The organism is Mycobacterium yunnanensis (assembly GCF_025823185.1).
GTDB classification, from domain to species: domain Bacteria; phylum Actinomycetota; class Actinomycetes; order Mycobacteriales; family Mycobacteriaceae; genus Mycobacterium; species Mycobacterium yunnanensis.
Genome location: NZ_JACKVK010000008.1, coordinates 990,584 through 1,008,084, shown reverse-complemented (window position 1 = coordinate 1,008,084; position 17,501 = coordinate 990,584). Strand labels below are relative to the sequence as shown.

At 68.0% G+C, this 17,501-nt stretch carries 17 protein-coding genes; 6 read left to right on the top strand and 11 right to left on the bottom strand.

Annotated features, from left to right (window positions below):
• Positions 1-104 precede the first annotated feature (104 nt).
• On the top strand, positions 105-236 hold the full coding sequence (locus H7K45_RS14835; protein WP_263996552.1) for a hypothetical protein: 132 nt from the start codon (positions 105-107) through the stop codon (positions 234-236).
• Positions 237-303: 67 nt separating this feature from the next.
• Complete coding sequence (locus tag H7K45_RS14830) at positions 304-756, top strand: tRNA (cytidine(34)-2'-O)-methyltransferase (protein ID WP_372512547.1); 453 nt, start codon at positions 304-306, stop codon at positions 754-756.
• A gap of 107 nt (positions 757-863) precedes the next feature.
• Here the strand turns inward: H7K45_RS14830 and H7K45_RS14825 are convergent, their stop codons facing one another.
• Entirely contained in the window at positions 864-1,514 is a 651-nt protein-coding gene (locus H7K45_RS14825) for a nitroreductase family protein (protein WP_263996550.1), read from the bottom strand.
• 23 nt (positions 1,515-1,537) lie between these two features.
• On the opposite strand from H7K45_RS14825, the gene H7K45_RS14820 reads away from it, so the two are divergent.
• Positions 1,538-1,948, top strand: coding sequence for a TIGR03667 family PPOX class F420-dependent oxidoreductase (locus tag H7K45_RS14820; protein WP_263996549.1), 411 nt, complete (start codon positions 1,538-1,540; stop codon positions 1,946-1,948).
• An 84-nt stretch (positions 1,949-2,032) separates the two neighbouring features.
• Here H7K45_RS14820 and H7K45_RS14815 read toward each other — a convergent pair whose 3' ends face one another.
• From H7K45_RS14815 to H7K45_RS14805, 3 genes are all read right to left on the bottom strand, one after another.
• Positions 2,033-2,251, bottom strand: coding sequence for a hypothetical protein (locus tag H7K45_RS14815; RefSeq protein ID WP_263996548.1), 219 nt, complete (start codon positions 2,249-2,251; stop codon positions 2,033-2,035).
• Positions 2,252-2,388: 137 nt separating this feature from the next.
• Positions 2,389-5,685, bottom strand: a complete 3,297-nt coding sequence (locus H7K45_RS14810; protein WP_263996547.1) for an error-prone DNA polymerase — start codon at positions 5,683-5,685, stop codon at positions 2,389-2,391.
• Positions 5,686-5,717: 32 nt separating this feature from the next.
• Positions 5,718-6,287: a dihydrofolate reductase family protein gene (locus H7K45_RS14805; RefSeq protein ID WP_263996546.1), complete on the bottom strand. Its 570-nt coding sequence runs from the start codon at positions 6,285-6,287 to the stop codon at positions 5,718-5,720.
• 101 nt (positions 6,288-6,388) lie between these two features.
• On the opposite strand from H7K45_RS14805, the gene H7K45_RS14800 reads away from it, so the two are divergent.
• Together H7K45_RS14800 and H7K45_RS14795 are read left to right on the top strand one after the other, a co-directional pair.
• Positions 6,389-7,075 carry a DUF899 domain-containing protein gene (locus H7K45_RS14800; RefSeq protein WP_263996545.1) on the top strand — a complete coding sequence of 229 codons (687 nt, stop codon included), beginning with the start codon at positions 6,389-6,391 and terminating at the stop codon, positions 7,073-7,075.
• 39 nt (positions 7,076-7,114) lie between these two features.
• The gene (locus H7K45_RS14795; RefSeq protein ID WP_263996544.1) at positions 7,115-7,879 is read left to right on the top strand and encodes an SDR family NAD(P)-dependent oxidoreductase; all 765 of its coding nucleotides are present in this window, start codon (positions 7,115-7,117) and stop codon (positions 7,877-7,879) included.
• 9 nt (positions 7,880-7,888) lie between these two features.
• Here H7K45_RS14795 and H7K45_RS14790 read toward each other — a convergent pair whose 3' ends face one another.
• The 5 genes from H7K45_RS14790 to H7K45_RS14770 all read right to left on the bottom strand — a co-directional run bounded on the left by H7K45_RS14790 (position 7,889) and on the right by H7K45_RS14770 (position 12,540).
• Complete coding sequence (locus H7K45_RS14790) at positions 7,889-8,758, bottom strand: MaoC/PaaZ C-terminal domain-containing protein (RefSeq protein ID WP_263996543.1); 870 nt, start codon at positions 8,756-8,758, stop codon at positions 7,889-7,891.
• Between the two features lie 248 nt (positions 8,759-9,006).
• The gene (locus H7K45_RS14785; protein WP_263996542.1) at positions 9,007-10,065 is read right to left on the bottom strand and encodes a 2,3-butanediol dehydrogenase; all 1,059 of its coding nucleotides are present in this window, start codon (positions 10,063-10,065) and stop codon (positions 9,007-9,009) included.
• Positions 10,066-10,130: 65 nt separating this feature from the next.
• A complete protein-coding gene (locus H7K45_RS14780) occupies positions 10,131-10,904 on the bottom strand; it encodes an SDR family NAD(P)-dependent oxidoreductase (protein ID WP_263996541.1) in 774 nt (257 codons plus the stop codon).
• A 301-nt stretch (positions 10,905-11,205) separates the two neighbouring features.
• Entirely contained in the window at positions 11,206-12,237 is a 1,032-nt protein-coding gene (locus H7K45_RS14775) for a ketopantoate reductase family protein (protein WP_263996540.1), read from the bottom strand.
• Positions 12,238-12,243: 6 nt separating this feature from the next.
• A complete protein-coding gene (locus tag H7K45_RS14770; RefSeq protein WP_263996539.1) occupies positions 12,244-12,540 on the bottom strand; it encodes a Dabb family protein in 297 nt (98 codons plus the stop codon).
• A 264-nt stretch (positions 12,541-12,804) separates the two neighbouring features.
• On the opposite strand from H7K45_RS14770, the gene H7K45_RS14765 reads away from it, so the two are divergent.
• Positions 12,805-13,851, top strand: a complete 1,047-nt coding sequence (locus tag H7K45_RS14765; protein WP_263996538.1) for a ketopantoate reductase family protein — start codon at positions 12,805-12,807, stop codon at positions 13,849-13,851.
• Positions 13,852-13,885: 34 nt separating this feature from the next.
• On the opposite strand, the gene H7K45_RS14760 is transcribed toward H7K45_RS14765, so the two are convergent.
• Complete coding sequence (locus H7K45_RS14760) at positions 13,886-15,229, bottom strand: dihydrolipoamide acetyltransferase family protein (protein WP_263996537.1); 1,344 nt, start codon at positions 15,227-15,229, stop codon at positions 13,886-13,888.
• On the bottom strand, positions 15,229-17,445 hold the full coding sequence (locus H7K45_RS14755; protein ID WP_263996536.1) for an alpha-ketoacid dehydrogenase subunit alpha/beta: 2,217 nt from the start codon (positions 17,443-17,445) through the stop codon (positions 15,229-15,231). The genes H7K45_RS14760 and H7K45_RS14755 overlap by 1 nt, the downstream gene beginning before the upstream one ends.
• Positions 17,446-17,501 lie beyond the last annotated feature (56 nt).

Genomic DNA, 17,501 nt, shown 5'->3' with positions numbered 1-17,501 from the left:
GCGCCACGCGAGCAAATGTCGTTGCGCTACCGAGACGACTCCGAAACATTCCGGCGAAAGGCGCGCATTCATGTCGCATTGGCGAAAGTGGGTAAAGGGGTTTCATGACCGAGCCCCATGGAGACGAACATCGACGCAGCGACACCGACGAGACGGAGTCCGTCAGCGCTCCCGGCGGAGAAAGCCCCGACCCTGAATTCGGCGACGACGCGACCATCCCCGATCAGGAGACGTGACCGCAGGCGGACGTAGGCTTCCTGCTACTCACGTACCGGAAGGCCCATTTCCGCCTTGTTCAAAGTCATGTTCAATTCGCCGCGCATTGCCCCCAACACCGGTAATGCGATCCGGATGGTCGCCGCGACGGGATGCGAATTGCATCTCGTCGAACCGCTGGGCTTCGACTTGTCGGAACCCAAATTGCGGCGCGCGGGGTTGGATTACCACGATCTGGCGTCGGTGACGGTGCATCCGGATTTGGCGACGGCGTGGACGGTGGTGAGGCCGGCGCGCGTCTTCGCGTTCACCGCGCACGCCGACTCATTCTTCGGCGACGTCGACTACGTGCCCGGCGACGTCCTGTTGTTCGGGCCGGAGCCCACCGGTCTCGATGCCGACACGCTGGCCGACCCGCACGTCACCCAGCGGGTGCGGATTCCCATGCTGGCCGGCCGACGGTCGCTGAACCTGTCGAACGCCGCCGCGGTGGTCGTCTACGAGGCATGGCGGCAGCAAGGGTTCGCCGGCGCGGTGTGAGCCTTCGCCACATCGCGTGTGCTGGGAGATCGCGAAATGCTCGCATCCGAGGATCTCGCAGCACACGCGATGGGGTTACCTTCGGATGAGCGCTTGCGCGAAGAAAGTCACCAACTGTTCCAGTGGCTGAGCTGCTCGGCAGGCAGCCGCTTGGCCTTCTTGAAGTCGGTGCCCTTGGTGTAGGCGATCGGAAACAGCCCAGCCTGGGCGTACTTGTCGAAGGGGATCCCGAGGATGTCGGCCACCTGCTTCTCGCCGTCGCCGATGAGGTGCAGCGTGGTCCAGGCCGAGCCGAGCCCGCGTGAACGCAGCGCGAGCATCATGCTCCAAGCGGCGGGCAGGATCGACCCCCAGAAGCCGGCGCTCGCGCCCGCCGGCGCCCCGTCGGGACGGCCTTCCAGGCACGGAATCAGCATGACCGGAACTTCGTGCAGATGGTCGTTGAGGTACTTGGCCGAGTCGATCACCAACGGCGTGCGCTCGTCGCGGCTGTCGCCGTAGGTGGGCTTCTCGGCGTCGAGGTAGGGGGTGGCCGCGATGCGGTAGACATCGGCGATCGCCTTCTTCTTCTCGTCGTCGTCGACGAAGACGAACTGCCAGCCCTGGGTGTTGGACCCCGTCGGCGCCTGCAGCGCCAGGTCGAGGCATTCCATGATGATTTCGCGCGGCACGGGCTTCTCGAAGTCGAGGCGTTTGCGGACCGAACGCGTGGTCGTCAGCAGTTCGTCGAGGGTCAAGTCGAGGGTTTCAGAGGGCATGTTCGGAGACTACATTCGCGATCATGACCGCTGCGCTGACGCCCGAAGTCACCGAACGCCTGCACCGTGACCACTACGGCTGGTTGACCACCATGGCGAAGTCCGGTCAGCCGGTGCCCAAGCTCGTCTGGTTCTACTTCGACGGCGAGGCGTTGTTCGTCTACAGCAATCCCGCCGCCGCGAAGGTCGCCCACGTCGGGCGCCACCCGCAGGTGAGCCTGAATCTGGACTCCGACGGCAACGGCGGCGGGATCGTCGTCATCGGCGGCGAGGCCACCGTCGACGCCGAGGGCGTGGATTGCCGCGAGGACCAACCGTATTGGGCCAAGTACGGTGCGATCTCCGATCAGTTCGGCCTGACCGATTCGATGGGCGACTACAGCACGCGGTTGCGAATCGGCGTCGACAAGGTGTGGACCACGCCGACTGCGTGACGCCCCACCCTGGACGTACATCAGGCCCTCCCCCGGGGATTGGTTGGGGAGGGCCTGATGGGTTCTTGGGGTGATGCGGCCGAGCTACTTGCCGGTGAGGTGGGCGATGTAGGCGGGGCCGTGGTTGCCGTACCAGCCCGGGCCGACGGTGGGGGCCGGGGTGGCGTAGGTGTGGGGGCTGTGGAAGTTGCCGGTGCTCTGCGGCGTCGTGGCGGTGGGTGCGGCGGCGGCGGTGCCGGCGAGGCCCAAGGCGGCGGCGCCCAGGACGGTGGCGGCGATCAGGCTGCGGGTGATGGTGTTCATGTCGACTCCCTTTGTCGTTGTCTTCGTGCCGTTTTGGCGTTGAGACAACTATCGCCCGGTGTCGGCGCCACGTCTGTCGGGCGAGCGGTGGACGAACCGGTTGAACTCGATGTCCACCGATCGGGGGAACGGACCGCCTACTGGAAGTCCCGCGACTTGGATGCCACCCGCAGGTCGACGGGCCCCAGGCGGTCGGCGGCAATGGTGACCGCTCCCGTGGCGTTCTGCACGATGCCGCGGATCACCAGGGCCGACGCCGTCTGCGCCAGCTTGCGGTGCCGCGCCCACACACCCTTGGAGCACATTACGTTGACCATGCCGGTCTCGTCCTCGAGGTTCATGAAGGTCACCCCCTGAGCCGTCGCGGGCCGCTGCCGGTGGGTCACCGCACCCGCGACGAGAACCCTGGTGCCGTCCGGTACCGACAGCAGCTGATTGGCCGGAACCACGCCCAGCTCGTCGAGGCGTCGACGAAGGAACTGAACGGGATGACTGCCCGGGGAGACGCCGGTGGCCCAGACGTCGGCGGCGGTCAACTCCAACTCGGTCATCCCTGGCAGGGTCGGGACGTGTGAGGAGGATCCGACACCGGGCAGCCGGTCGGGACGTTCGGAGGCCGCGGCTCCCGCCGCCCACAGCGCCTCGCGGCGGGTCACGCCGAAACAACCGAGCGCTCCCGCGGTGGCCAGCGCCTCGGTCTGCGGCACCGACAGCTGCACCCGACCCGCCAGGTCGACCAGTGAGGCGAACGGGCCGTTGACCTTTCGGTCGTCGACGATGCGATCGGCCAGCTCGTCACCGACGTGCCGCACCGCGCCGAGACCGAGTCGCACCTCCTGGCCGCGGTTCTCCAACGTGGCGTGCGCCAGGCTGGCGTTGACGTCGGGGCCGTGCACCAGCACCCCGTGGCGGCGGGCGTCGGCGACCAATGACTGCGGGGAGTAGAAACCCATCGGCTGGGCGCGGAGCAGCGCGGCACAGAACGCTGCGGGATGGTGCAGCTTGAACCACGACGAGTAGAACACCAACGAGGCGAACGACAGCGAATGACTCTCCGGGAAGCCGAAGTTCGCGAACGCCTCCAACTTCTCGTAGATGCGGTCGGCGACGTCACCGGTGATGCCGTGCCGCGCCCGCATGCCGTCGTAGAACCGGCTGCGGAGCCGCTTCATCTTCTCGGTGGACCGCTTGGACCCCATGGCCCGGCGTAGCTGATCGGCCTCGGCGGCGGAGAATCCCGCACAGTCGACCGCAAGCTGCATCAGTTGTTCTTGAAAGAGTGGGATTCCCAACGTCTTCCGAAGCGCCTGCTCCATCGACGGGTGGTCGTAGGTGACCTCTTCCTCGCCGTTGCGGCGCCGGATGTACGGATGCACCGAGCCGCCCTGAATGGGCCCCGGACGAATCAGCGCGACCTCGACCACCAGGTCGTAGAACACCCGCGGCTTGAGCCGGGGCAACGTGGCCATCTGGGCGCGGGACTCCACCTGGAACACCCCGACCGAGTCGGCGCGCTGCAGCATTTCGTAGACGGCCGCCTCGGACAGGTCGAGCCTGGATAGGTCGACCTCGAGGTCCTCGTGCTCGGCGACCAGGTCGATGGCATAGTGCAGCGCCGAGAGCATGCCGAGCCCGAGCAGATCGAACTTGACCAAACCGATTGCCGCACAGTCGTCCTTGTCCCACTGCAGCACGCTGCGGTTCTCCATGCGCGCCCACTCCACCGGGCACACGTCGGCGATCGGCCGGTCGCAGATCACCATGCCCCCTGAGTGGATGCCCATGTGCCGGGGCAGATCCTTGATCTGCAACGCCAGGTCGACCACCTGCGTGGGGATCTCCTCGACGTCGGGCGAGTCGGCGAGCCCGTTCCACTTGCTGAGCTGCTTGCTCCAGGCGTCCTGCTGCCCTTGGGAGAACCCCAGCGCCCTGGCCATGTCGCGCACCGCACTGCGGCCGCGGTAGGTGATGACGTTGGCCACCTGCGCGGCGTAGTCACGTCCGTACCGCTGGTAGACGTACTGGATGGCGTTCTCGCGCAGGTCCGATTCGATGTCGATGTCGATGTCCGGCGGCCCGTCGCGGGCCGGTGACAGGAACCGTTCGAACAGCAACTCGTTGGCCACCGGGTCGACGTTGGTGACGCCGAGGGCGTAACACACCGCGGAATTGGCCGCCGATCCCCGACCCTGGCAGAGGATGCCGTTCTCCTTGCAGAACCGGGTGATGTCGTGCACCACCAGGAAGTAGCCGGGAAAGTCGAGTGTGGCGATGACGCGCAGCTCGTGCTCGATCTGGGCGTAGGCCGCCACGGCCAGCTCCGGCGGGCCGTACCGGTCGCGCGCCCCGGTCATCACCAGATGGCGCAGCCAGCTGTCCTCGGTCTCCCCCGGCGGCACCTCGAACGGTGGCAGCTTCGGGGCGATGAGCGCCAGCCCGAACGCGCACTGCTCGCCCAACTCGGCCGCGGCGGCCACCGTGCCGGGATGGTGGGCGAACAGCCGGGCCATCTCGTCACCCGACCGCAGATGCGAACCACCCAGCGGCGCAAGCCAACCGCTGGCCTCGTCCATCGAATTGCGCGCCCTGATCGCACCCATGGCCATGGCCAGCCGGCCGCGGGCCGGTTCGGCGAAGTGCGCGGCGGTGGTGGCCACGACACCGACCCCGAACCGTGGCGCCATGGCGGCGAGCTGGGCGTTGCGTTCGTCGTCGAGGGGGTGGCCGTGGTGGGTGAGCTCGACGCTCACCCGGTCGGCGCCGAACCGGTCGACGAGGTCGGCGAGCGCGGCCCCCGCCGCCTCCGGCCCGCCCGTCGCCAAGGCGTGGCGCACATGACCCTTGCGACACCCGGTGAGGATCTGCCAGTGCCCGCCGGCGGCCTCGGTCAATGCGTCGAAGTCGTAGCGCGGCTTGCCCTTCTCGCCACCGGCGAGGTGGGCGGTGGCGAGCTCCCGCGACAATCGCCGGTACCCTTCCGGCCCCCGCGCCAGCACGAGCAGGTGCGGCCCCGGCGGATCGGGCATCTCGGTGCGGGGCACGTTCCCCAGCGAGAGTTCGGCGCCGAACACCGTCTGCACGTCGAGTTCGCGGGCCGCCTCGGCGAAGCGGACCACCCCGTACAGCCCGTCGTGATCGGTCAGCGCAATGGCCTTCAGGTTCAGCCGGGCGGCCTCCTCGACGAGTTCCTCAGGGGTGCTCGCCCCGTCGAGGAAGCTGTAGGCCGAGTGGGCGTGCAGTTCGGCGTACGGAGTGGAGGCGGCCGTCGGCCGATGACCGTCGGGCCGCTCGTAGCTCCCCCGCTTGCGCGACCATGCCGGGCTGTCACCACCGTCACCGGTGGGTTCGGGCAGGCGGGACCCGGCGCGGCGCGGCTTGCTGGTGAGCACGCGCTGCATCTCGCCCCAGGTCGACGGCCCGTCGTTCCAACCCATTCCTCGACGCTAGTCGAACGCGTGTTCGATTTCTAGGCCGCGTAGGTGACGACCACCGCTCCGGAGCCCACCGGCGTGCAGTCGAGTAATCGCAGCGGCTGCCGAACGCCAGGACCGAACAGCCGACGACCCTCACCCAGCACGACCGGAGCGATCGTCACCACGTATTCGTCGACCAATCCGGCCTTGGCCAGCGAGTCGACCAACACGCCGCTGCCCATGATCACCAGATTGTCGTCGCGCTCCCTCAGCGCGGCGACCGCGGCCGTCACGTCACCGTGCAGCAGGTGGGAGTTGGGCCACGGCAGTGTCGTCGCGGGGTGCCCGGACACGACGTGCTTGTGCGTTCCGTTCAACGCGTCCTTGAACGGCCCGCCGCGCGAGTTCCACGCCGCCAGCAGTTGCTCGTACGTCCTGCGTCCGAACAGCCACTCGAATTCCGGACCCATGCGCTCGCCCATCTTGGCGCCAATCACGGGGTCGGCGTACGGGGTTGCCCAGCCTCCCGCGGCGAAGCCGTCGCGAGTGTCCTCGTCGACGCTTCCCGGCCCCTGCATCACTCCGTCGAGCGTGACCCAGTTGGCCACGATGACCTTGCCCACCTTCGCCTCCCTTTCACCACCTAGGTCTCGACCTCCCCCGACGCGATGAATAATCGCCAGCCGTCCGGTCTACTCGTCGAGAACACCCAACAGGAGGCCGCATGACCAGCACACCAGCCCTGCCCCCCATCGTCGACCAGGCCACCTGGCGTGCCACCCTCGACGAGTTGCGCGTCCGGGAGAAGGCCGCCACCCGCGAGCTCGACGCCATCGCGGCCCAGCGCAGGCGGCTGCCGATGGTCGAGTTGCCTTCCTACACGCTGATCGGCGCCGACGGACCCGTCTCGCTCGCCGAGGTCTTCGACGGCCGTAGCCAGCTGATCGTCTACAACCACATGTGGACCGATGGCGCGCAGTGGCAGTGCGGCGGCTGCACGGGTTTCACCTCACAGTTCACCCGGCTGGAGTTCCTCGAGAACTACGACGCCCGCTTCGTCATCGTCACGAACGGACCGATCGACGAGGCCCTGGAGTACAAGGCCAGGGTCGGCAACCAGATGGAGTGGTTTTCGTCGTCGGAGAGTTCTTTTGGCGCCGACACGGGGGCACCTCCGGGAGCGGGCTTCGCGGTCAACGTCTTCCTGCGCGACGGTGACACCGTGTATCGCACCTGGCACACCGACGGCCGCGGCACCGAACAGCTCAGCCACAGCTTCGCGTTGGTCGACCTGTTGCCCTGGGGCCGCCAAGAGGTGTGGCAGGACTCGCCGGACGGCTGGCCGCAGTCTCCGACCTACGCCAAGTGGGCAGGTTCACCCGACATCGCCAAGGCCTACGGGACGGGCTAGCGGCGGAATATCCAGCGGTCAAAGCGAATTGTGGCCTGTATGACGCGACGACTCAAAGCGACGGTGGCCCTGGTCACGGGCGCAAGCAGTGGCATCGGCGAGGCCACGGCGATCGCCCTTGCCGCGGAGGGCGCGACCGTCGCCCTGCTGGCCCGGCGCAAGGACCGACTCGACGAGCTCAGCGTCCGAATCCAATCCGCCGGTGGCACTGCGCTGGCCGTGGAGGCCGACGTGTCCGACCAATCCCAGGCCGCGGCCGCGGTCGAGCAGGTGGTCGAGCGGCTCGGCCGGCTCGACACGGTCGTCAACAACGCGGGCCTGATGCTCATCGGGCCGGCCGCCGACGCCGACCCCGCCGACTGGGACACGATGCTGTCGGTCAACGTCGCGGGCCTGCTGTACGTGACGCGGGCCGCCCTACCCCACCTGATCGCCGCCGCTGCGGACTCACCGCGCGGCGTCGCCGACGTGGTCAACATCAGTTCGACCGCCGGTCGCGTCGCCAGGCCGGGGACCGCGGTCTACTCGCTCACCAAGTTCGGCGTCGGCGCCTTCTCCGAAGCGGTCCGCCAAGAGGTGCTCGACAAGCGGGTCCGAGTCGGCCTCGTCGAGCCGGGCACGGTGCAGACCGAAATCGTGAACAACCTGTCCGCCGCAGACCGGGAGGCCATCGAACGACGCAGTCCAGGCATGGTGAAGCTGGAGCCGGCCGACATCGCCGATGCCGTCACCTACATGGTCACGCGCGACCGCCGCGTGGCGGTCAACGAGATATTGGTGCGGTCGGCCGAACAGACCTGGTGACGGGCTGCGTCAGTCCAGGTATTCGGCAGTACCGTCGTCGAGCACGACCCGGGCGTTGGACCCGTCGACGCCCGCGGCCTCCGTGCGGAACACCGCGTGTCCGGGCTCGGTGCGCCACACCGAGGTCGTCAACGTCTCACCCGGGAACACCGGCGAGGTGAAGCGGGCGCCGACGGCCCTGATCTTGGTGGCGTCGTTGCCGCCGAGTTCGGCCACCAACACCCGGCCCGCGACCCCATAGGTGCACAGCCCGTGCAGGATTGGCTTAGGAAAGCCTGCGAGGTTCTGTGCGAACCACGGGTCGCTGTGTAGCGGATTCCGGTCCCCCGACAGGCGATAGATCAGCGGCTGATCCTCGGTGGTCGGCAGTGCGACCTTCGCGTCGGGCTCGCGATCCGGGAACTCCGGGGCAGCGGGCCGCTCGCCCGGCTGCCCTCCGAAGCCACCCTCGCCGCGGATGACGGCCGTCGAGATGGTCTCCGCGACGACCTCGCCCGTCTCGGGATCGGTGCCGGTGCCCTTGAGCACGAGGATGGCGTTCTTGCCCTCACCCTTGTCCTGGACGTCGACGACCTCGGAGGACACGTCGAGCCTGCCCGACGTCGGCAACGGCGCATGCAGGCGGATCTGCTGGGACCCGTGGAGCAGCATGGCCCAGTTGAAGGAGCCCACCTCGGCGGCGGCCCCCCACGCCGGGCAGGCGATGACGGCGTAGGTCGGCAGCACCTGCTGCTCGATGTCATGACTGTTCTCGGTCGTGAACGCCAGATCCTTCGTACCCGCGCCCACGCCGAGCGCGTAGAGCAGGGTGTCGCGCTCGGTCCACGTGAAGGGCTGTGGTGCGGTGGTGGCTCCGATGGCGTCCGGGTTGATCGGCATGCTCTTCTCCCTTGAAGGCGGCGGCGGCTCCGTCGGACGATATCGCGGTGCTCCAGGGCCGAGTCACGGCGGGTTGGCGGCGAACTGCGGGACGCGGCGGATCGGCCGGCTGCATGACGTCGGCAGCCGAGGCGACCGTGTCCATGAAGGGCATCGACGGCACCCACTGCATATCCGTTGTCCACGAACGCCTTACGGTCTCGCGGCCGATCCCGCCCACTGCACCGGCGCCGGCGCGACGCGCCTCATCAGACCTCGACGAGGATCTTCTGCGCGTCGCCGGTCGGGTCGAGGAGGCGATCGAAGCCGCGCTCGACGATGTCGGCGACGGGAACGACGTCACTGACCGCCTTCTCCACGGGGAACCGGCCCGACGCCACGAGTGCGATGATCCGCGGCCAGTCCGTCACCGGGTAGCACCACGTCCCGATCAGACTCAGGTCGCGGTTGGACAGGTTCATGGGATCGATGGATGCGGGCCTGACGTGCAACCCGACCTGGGTGACGGTGCCGTGGGAGCGGACGGCGTTCAACGCGGCGTTGAGGCCAGGCTCTGACCCCGAGCACTCCGCAGCCACGTCGACGCCGACGCCGCCGGTCATGTCCCTGACCGCCGCGGTGACGTCGTCCGACGTGGGGTCGAGAATCGTCGCGATGCCGAACGTCTCTGCCAGCGCACGGCGTTTCGGATTCGGCTCGGAGATGAAGATCTGCGAGGCGCCTGCCGCGTGGGCGTACAGCGCGGACAGTGCGCCGATGGGTCCGGCTCCGGTGACGAGGATCGAATCTCCCGCCCGGAAGCCGGTCCGGTCGACACCGTAGGCGGCGACTGCCGACGGCTCGATCAACGCACCCTGCCGGTCGCTCACCGTGTCGGGGAGCACGCTGACCTGACTTGCGTCGAGCACCAGCTGTTCGGCGATCCCGCCGCCGTCGAAGCTGAGCCCGACGCAGGCCATTCGTACGCAGAGGTGGTTGAGGCCACGCCGGCAGAAGTAGCACTCCCCGCAGAAGATCAACGGCTGCACCGATACTCGGTCACCCACGGACACCGAGGAGACGTCGTCGGCCACTTCGAGGACGCGCGCGGACAGCTCGTGTCCGAGCACCTGCGGCGCCGCCGCCCCGGTGAGCGGGTGAGGGGACGTCGGGATGACGATCGGCCCCGTGAGGTATTCGTGTAGGTCCGTCCCGCAAATGCCACACAGGATGGGGCGCAGCCGAACCTGACCTCGCGTCAGCGGACCAGGGTCGGCGACGTCCTCCACGCGGATGTCGTGCTCGTCGTAGAAGATGGCGGCGCGCATTGGTCTTCCTCCTATGTCAGCGAAATGATCTCGTGGAGCGCGGTGAATGTGGTGAACGTGGTGTCTCAGACACTGGTGATGCCTCCGTCGATGACGACCGCCGACCCGGTCTGGTAGCCCACGTCACCACGAAGCAGGAACATGACGGTCTCGGCGATTTCGCGGGGCGAGGCGTAGCGGCCGATGGGCGTCCCTTCCTCGAACCGGCGCCTCTCCCAGTCGGGATCGTCGGGGTTGACGAGAAGTTCTGAGCGGCGCATCAGCGGAGTCTCCACCGGACCGGGGCACAAGCAGTTGACCCTGATGCCGTGTGCCGCCATCTCGCTGGCCGCGCTGCGGGTGAGACCCAAGACGGCGTGCTTGGTGACCGCGTAGTCGGACCTGTCCGGTGCGGACTTCAGGCTGAGGATCGATCCCGTGTTGACCACGGCGCCAGCACCTTTGGCGACCATGTGGGGCAAGACCGCTTGCAGCCCCCAGAACATGCCGTGGAGGTTGACGTCGACGACGCGCAGCCAGTCGGCGGGATCGGTGTCCACGATCGACGTGTGTACGCCTTCCACGCCGGCGTTGTTGAAGAACAGCGTTGGTGCGCCGTGCTCTGCCGTGGCGGCCTCTGCGTACCCGAACACCTGTGATCGATCGGCGACGTCGGCCTGGTACGGGACGACCGACGAGGCCGCCTCGCCGGCGGTCGCCTTGGCCGCGTCACCGTCGACGTCGACCGCCAGCACCTTCGCGCCTGCCGCGGCGAGGGTGAGCGTCACCGCCTTGCCGATGCCGCTGCCCGCCCCGGTCACGATCGCCGACCGTCCTTGGAAGGACCATTCGGTAGTCATCGCATGTCGTCCTGTTCGCCGTTCGGTTTCTCGTCTGAGGTGTTCGTTGTCGGTAGACAATCCGTCGCGGTGTCCGAGCCGGCGTTCGATCGATCCGCAGTCGCCAATGTCCCGCTGACCCGAGTCGATGCTGCTCAGTCGGGTGAATCGGCTCCGCGGAAGTGGCGGCGACGACGCTCCGATTGCGACGCGGGTCACACAAGGACTGATTCATGACACTAAACACTTGCCGTGGTGGTGTCAACACGCTGGGCACGCCAGTCCGGACTGGAATGGCCCGACGCGCGGGACGGCGACAGGGCTAGACCCGTGGCGAGAGGGCCTCGCGCAGGGCGACCACGTTGTCGGTGCAGCGCTGCAGCTCTCCTCGTTCGATGCGGTGGGCAAGCCGGACGACCGCGTCGTTGACCGGGGCGTGCCGCCCGAGCCGACGCAGCTCCTCGACGACCCGCCCGTTGATCTGGTCGACCTCGCTGCGACGGGACTTCATCCAGTCCTGGAGGACGGTGGACAGCGTGTGCGAGAGGACGTACTTGTCGAGGAGCACGTCCATCAGCGTGTCGACGAAGCCGTGCGGATTGGTGGCATCCACCGTGGTGAGGCCGAAGATGGGCACCACGGACCGACCGGCCGCGAGCGCGGCGTCGACCGCTTCGTAGCCGGCCTGCAGCATCACGTCCTTCATCCCGGGATGGTGGCCCGCCTCGACGATCGACAGGTCGAGGATGGCCGACGGGACGAGCTCTGCGGCGTTGATGACGAGCTTCATCCACTTCGCCGACCGGATGTCGTCCACGACGTCCACGGCCCCGGAGTGGCGCAGCAACGTCGCCACCTCCTCCTCCCGGCCAGCGGTAGCCGACCCGAGGCTGCCCACCGCGAACCAGCTGCGGGACCGCGGCGAGTGACGGTCGACCACGCCGGGCTCGAACATCGTCGACGAGATCTCGATGACGGCGCCCAATGTGCGCTCTGCGCCGAGGATCTCGACCATGTCGTCGACGGTCATGCCGTTCTGAACGCCGACGGCGATTCCGTCGTCGGCGAGGTAGGGCTTGACGAGCTCGCACGCCCACCGCGTGTCGTAGGCCTTGACGAGCACCAACACCACGTCGAACCTGCGTCGCAGTGTCGCCACCTCGCAGAAGTGCAGGACCGGCACCTGCGCCGACACCCTCTCCTCGGGTGTCTCGACGCGGATTCCGTGCCGACGGATCGCCTCGACGTGGGCCGGCCACTGCTCGATGAAGGTGACGTCGTGACCAGCTTCGGCCAAGTCCGCACCGATGGCTGCCCCGTTGGCGCCGGTTCCGACTATCGCAATCGACGTCATGGCCGCTCAGTACTCGTAGTCGACGATGGCTCGCCGGGCCACGAATTCGCCTGCGATCGTGGCCGCTTCCCGGTGCCTGGGGTGCACCTGATACGCCTCGAGCGCGGCCGTCGACCGATGCTCGGACACCAGCACCACGTCCCAGTGTCCGTCAGCCGTGCCCAGGTCCGGGCGTACCGTGATCGATTCGACCTCGTCGAGCGTCGCGAGCGCTTCGAGCACGTTCTGCATCCGCTCGATGTGCGCCCTGCGGGCCTCGTCGTCGGGCGCGTCGAGTTCGAACGCCACGATGTGTCTGATCACCGACTGCTCCTCGAATCGCGTGGACGATGCTGTGCACTGCAGATTAACACCAAGGGCGGCCCGACATCGTGAAACCGAGTTCGACTTCCAGCGGATCTACGGCGACGTCGTACGCGTCGACAAGCATTGCGCGTCAAGCCTGTACGACATTCCCAGACGTCTGCATCGAGACCGGTCAGCCCCGCATCCACGTGCATTCTCGGGTCAGGTGGGCCGCCCATATGTAGCATGGCGCTAAACACAGCCCACGGAATGAGGTGCGCGATGGGCATCGAACGGCTCAACATCGCGGTGGTCGGGACGGGGGCCAACGGGGCCTCGCTCGGCGCGGACATGGTCCGCGCCGGCTTGTCGGTCACCTACGTCGACCAATGGCCCGACCACGTCGTGGCAATGCGGACCAACGGCCTCACCGTCAACTTCCCCGACGGCACGGTCGAGCGCACCGAGATAGACGCCTACCACCTGTGTCAGGTCGCCGAACTCCGTCGCCCGTTCGACATCGTGTTCGTCAGCGTCAAGACCTACGACACCCGTTGGGCAGTCGAACTCGTCAAGCCGCTGCTGCACGCGGAGTCCGTCGTCGTCGGTCTTCAGAACGGCATGACCATCGACGACGTCGCCGACATCGTGGGCCCCCAGCGAACGATCGGCGCCGTATTGGGCATCGCGGCCAACATGTTCCAGCCTGGCATCGTAAACCGCCAGGTCTCGCGCGCAGACACCTGGATTACGGTCGGCACGTACACCGGCGTCCCGACTCCACAGTTGGAGAACGTGCACGCCGTGCTGTCCACCGCCGCGGTGACCGAGACCTCGCGCGACATCCGGGCGTCGAAGTGGATGAAGCTCCTGGCCAACATTCCCGAGATGCTTCCCTCGGCCATCCTCGGGGTGCCCCTTCTCACCGCGGTCCACGTCCCCGGCGTCCGGGAGACGATGGACGAGGCGTCCCGCGAGGCCTACGCCTTGGCGCGAGATCTCGGCATCGCGATGGTGCCGATCTTCGGCATGACCGCGCGGGACGTTCCCGATTCCGACCAGTACGCCCTGGACCTCCTCGACGCCGTCCTCATGTCGTACTCGCTGGAGGACACGCGCGTCGCGGTGCTGCAGGACTGGGACAAGAAGCGTCACGCCGAACTCGACGCCTACAACGGCTACATCGTCGAGACCCGCCGCAAACTCGGGGGCCGCGCGCCGGTGAACGAGGCAATCCTGCGCATTGCCAACAGGATCGAAGCGGGAGACCTGGAACCGAGCGTGGCCAACGCCGAACTGCTGGTCGCCGCCCGCACGCACGCCCAGTGACCGTGCGGCGGGGTCCCCGCACCGCCGAGATGCCCTAGATCAGGATCGTCAGCGGGTTTTCGATCCGTCTGACGAACGCCGCCATCCACTGGGCAGCGACCGCCCCGTCGATCACCCGATGGTCAGCCGAGAGCGTGACCGTCATGACCGTGGCGACGGCCAGTTGGCCATCCACGACGACGGGCCGGGGCGTGGCGCCTCCCACCGCGAGGATGCCGGACTGCGGCGGGTTGAGGATGGCGGAGAACTCGCTCACTCCGTACATCCCGAGATTGGACACCGAGAAGCTGCCGCCCTCGAGCTCGGCCTGCTTGAGCCGGCCGTCGCGCGCCCGCTGCGCGAGGTCGCCGACGGTGCTGGCCACGGCCGACAGCGACATCTGGTCCACGCCGCGCAACACCGGGGTGAGCAGACCGCCGTCGACGGCCACGGCGACCGCGAGGTCCACCTCGTCGAAGCGCCGTATCGACGTGTCGTTCCAGATCGCGTTGGCCTCGGGTACCTCGACGAGGGCTCCGGCGACGGCCTTCAACACGAAGTCGTTGAGCGAGATCTTCACCGCCGCAGCCTCGTTGACCGAGCGACGCAGCTCCATCAGGGCATCCACCCGACAGTCCGCCTTGACGTAGAAGTGCGGCACGGTGGTCTTGCTCTCGGTGAGGCGCCGGGCGATCGCCCTGCGCATCCCGGTCAGCGGCTCGTCGGTGAAGCCGTCGGCCACTGCAGCCGGTGCCGGCGTCGGCTTCGGGGATTCCGCGGCCGGGTCGACGGGCGCCGGCGTCGAGATGGCCAACCGGTCGAGGTCGCGGCGGACGATGCGTCCGCCTGGCCCGGTCCCCGTCACCGTCGAGAGGTCGATGTTCCTCTCCCCGGCCAGCTTTCGCACCAGGGGTGTCGCGAACAGGCGCGAGCCGTTGGTGGCGGGTGACACCGGGGGTGGCGCCTCCCGCTCGGATTCGACGGTCTGCTGGTGTGCCGCCGCGCGCACGGGTGCGTTGTCGCGCTGCGACGCAGCCTCGAGCACCGGGGCTCCCGAGTCGGGGTCAGCGGAGGCGCCGCTCTCCAGGTCGGGATCAGCGGTGGGGGTGGCTGGCGCGGGGTCGGCCTGGGGTGGGGCGTCGAGGTCGGCCTCGCTCTCACCGGGGGCCAACACGATCGCGATCGGGTCACCGACTGCGATGGTGGCGCCGGGCTCGGCGATCAACCGTGCCAGCACCCCGGCGACCTCGGCGGCCAATTCGACAACGGCCTTCTCGGTCTCCACTTCGGCGAGCGCGTCGCCGACCTCGACGTCCTGACCCTCCGAGACGAGCCACGACTGGATCACGGCCTCGGTGGCGTTGGCGAGCACCTCGGGCATCCGTACCACGGTGGGCATCAGCGACTACTTCCCGTCGTTTCGCTCGTCACGGGTTGGCCCATGCCGACTCTGATCTTCTCCAGGCCCGCGACGACTTCCTCGGTGCCCGCAATCGCCGCTCGCTCCAACACCTTCGAGATACTGGGCGAGGCCTCGCCGCCCGAGACCCGCTCGACGGGTTGGTCGAGCCAGTCGAACAACCGGCGCTGAATCTCGTCGGCCAACCACCCGCCGTAGGAACTGCCCCGCGCCCCCTGCTCGACGATGAGCACGGCGTTGGTCTTCTTCACGCTCGCGGTGATCGTGTCCCAGTCGACGGATGCGCGGTCGAGCCAGCGCAGGTCGACGAGTTCGGCGTCCACCCCGGTCTGCTCGATGGCTTCCGCGCACCGGGCGACCATCGACAGATAGCTGATCACCGTGACCTCGCTACCCCGTCGCCGAATGGCCGCGGTTCCCGGCGGGATGACGTAGTCCAGATCCCCCTCGGGCACCTGGTCGGCCTTGGCGTACAGGTCGATGTGCTCGATCACCAGCACCGGATCCTGCAGGGCTAGAGCGGCATTCATCAAGCCGACGTAGTCGGCGGCGGTCGACGGCGCCACGATTCGCCAACCGGGGCTGCTGGAGAACACGCCCGCCGGGTCCATCAGGTGCTGGGAACCGTAACCGGACCCCATCGCCACCTTCGTCCGCAGCACGAACGGCACGGGGTTCTCCCCGCCGAACATGTGACGCGCCTTGCCGATCTGGTTGAACACCTGGTCGGCGGCAACCCACATGAAGTCGGGATACATGAATTCCACGACCGGCCGGAACCGGCCGTCGAGCGCCAACCCACCCCCCACGCCGGTGAAGGCGTTCTCGCTGATCGGCGTGCCGACCACCCGCTCGTCGCCGTACTTGTCCAGCCCCTTGGTGGCGCCGTTGGTACCGCCGCCGAGCCGGTGCACGTCCTCGCCGAACACCACGATCCGCTCGTCGGTCTCCATTCGGCGGTCCATCACACCGGCGACTGCGTCGACGAACTTCACCTTGCGCCAGGGGCCGTCGTAGTCGGCGGGCTCCATCGTGGTCAGCCCGTCGAGCTCGCTGGCGTCACCGCGGACGCCCACGTTGACGAAGCCGGGGTCGGGCCACAGGTCCTCGCGGATGCGGCGCTTGCCGCCCTTGTCGGGATCCGGTTCGGTGAGTTCGGCGGCGACCGCGGTCATCGCCTTCTGGGCTTGAGACCGCACCGAGGCGACGCCCGCCTCGTCGATCAGGCCGAGCGCGATCATCTCCCGTGCCACCCGGTCCAGCGGATCACGCGTCTTCCACTCGGCTTCCTCGTCCTTCTTGCGGTAGCCGAACGCACTGCCCGGGTAGGGGCCGTTCTGGTGGAAGAACCGGTACACCTCGGCCTCGATCACCGCGGGACCCTCGCCGTTGCGCATCCGCTCGGCGGCCTGCTGCGTGGCCAGATATACGGCGAGCGGGTCCATTCCGTCGACGCGCCAACCGGGAATGCCGAAACCCTGACCGCGCACCGAGAGTCGGGTGTCGGCGGTGATCTCGTCGACGTGGGTGGACACGGCGTAGAGGTTGTTCTCGATGAAGAAGCAGAACGGCAACTTCCACACCGCGGCGAGGTTCATCGTCTCGAGCACCGAGCCGATCTGGCTGGATCCGTCGCCGAAGTAACTAACCGTGAGATCGGTCGTGCCACTGTGCTTTTGCGCCCAGGCGTTGCCCGCGCCCATCGGGACGCCGCCGCCGACGATGGCGTTGGTGCCGAGCGCACCGGCCTCGAACCACTGCAGGTGCATCGAGCCGCCACGGCCCTTGCAGTACCCGTCCTTCAGGCCGAGGATCTCGGCGAGCGTGCGCTGCAACACCCGTTGGATCTTCGGGGTCACCACGGCGGCGGGATCGAGCGTGCCGCCGCTGACGTGTGTGAGCGCCTTGGCCAGGAACTGGTGGTGCCCGCGATGTGAGCCGTTGACCGCGTCGGTGGACCGCAATCCGACGATGGATCCAACCGCGCCACCCTCCTGCCCGATGCTGCTGTGGGCGGGCCCGTGCACCAGACCCTCACCGGCGAGCTCGAGCACCGTCTCTTCGAAGGCGCGGATGAGGTGCAACTCGACCAGCATCGTCGCGAGAAGGGCCGGGTCGGCGGCCTTCCAGTCGTCTTCGGTGGTCGTCAGCTCGATCCACGGGGCACGAGTCTCAAGGCTGCGTTCGAGTGGCATGGACCCTCATCTCGGTTGGCGGCAGCGCTCGACCAGAGTGAGCGCGACCACACCAA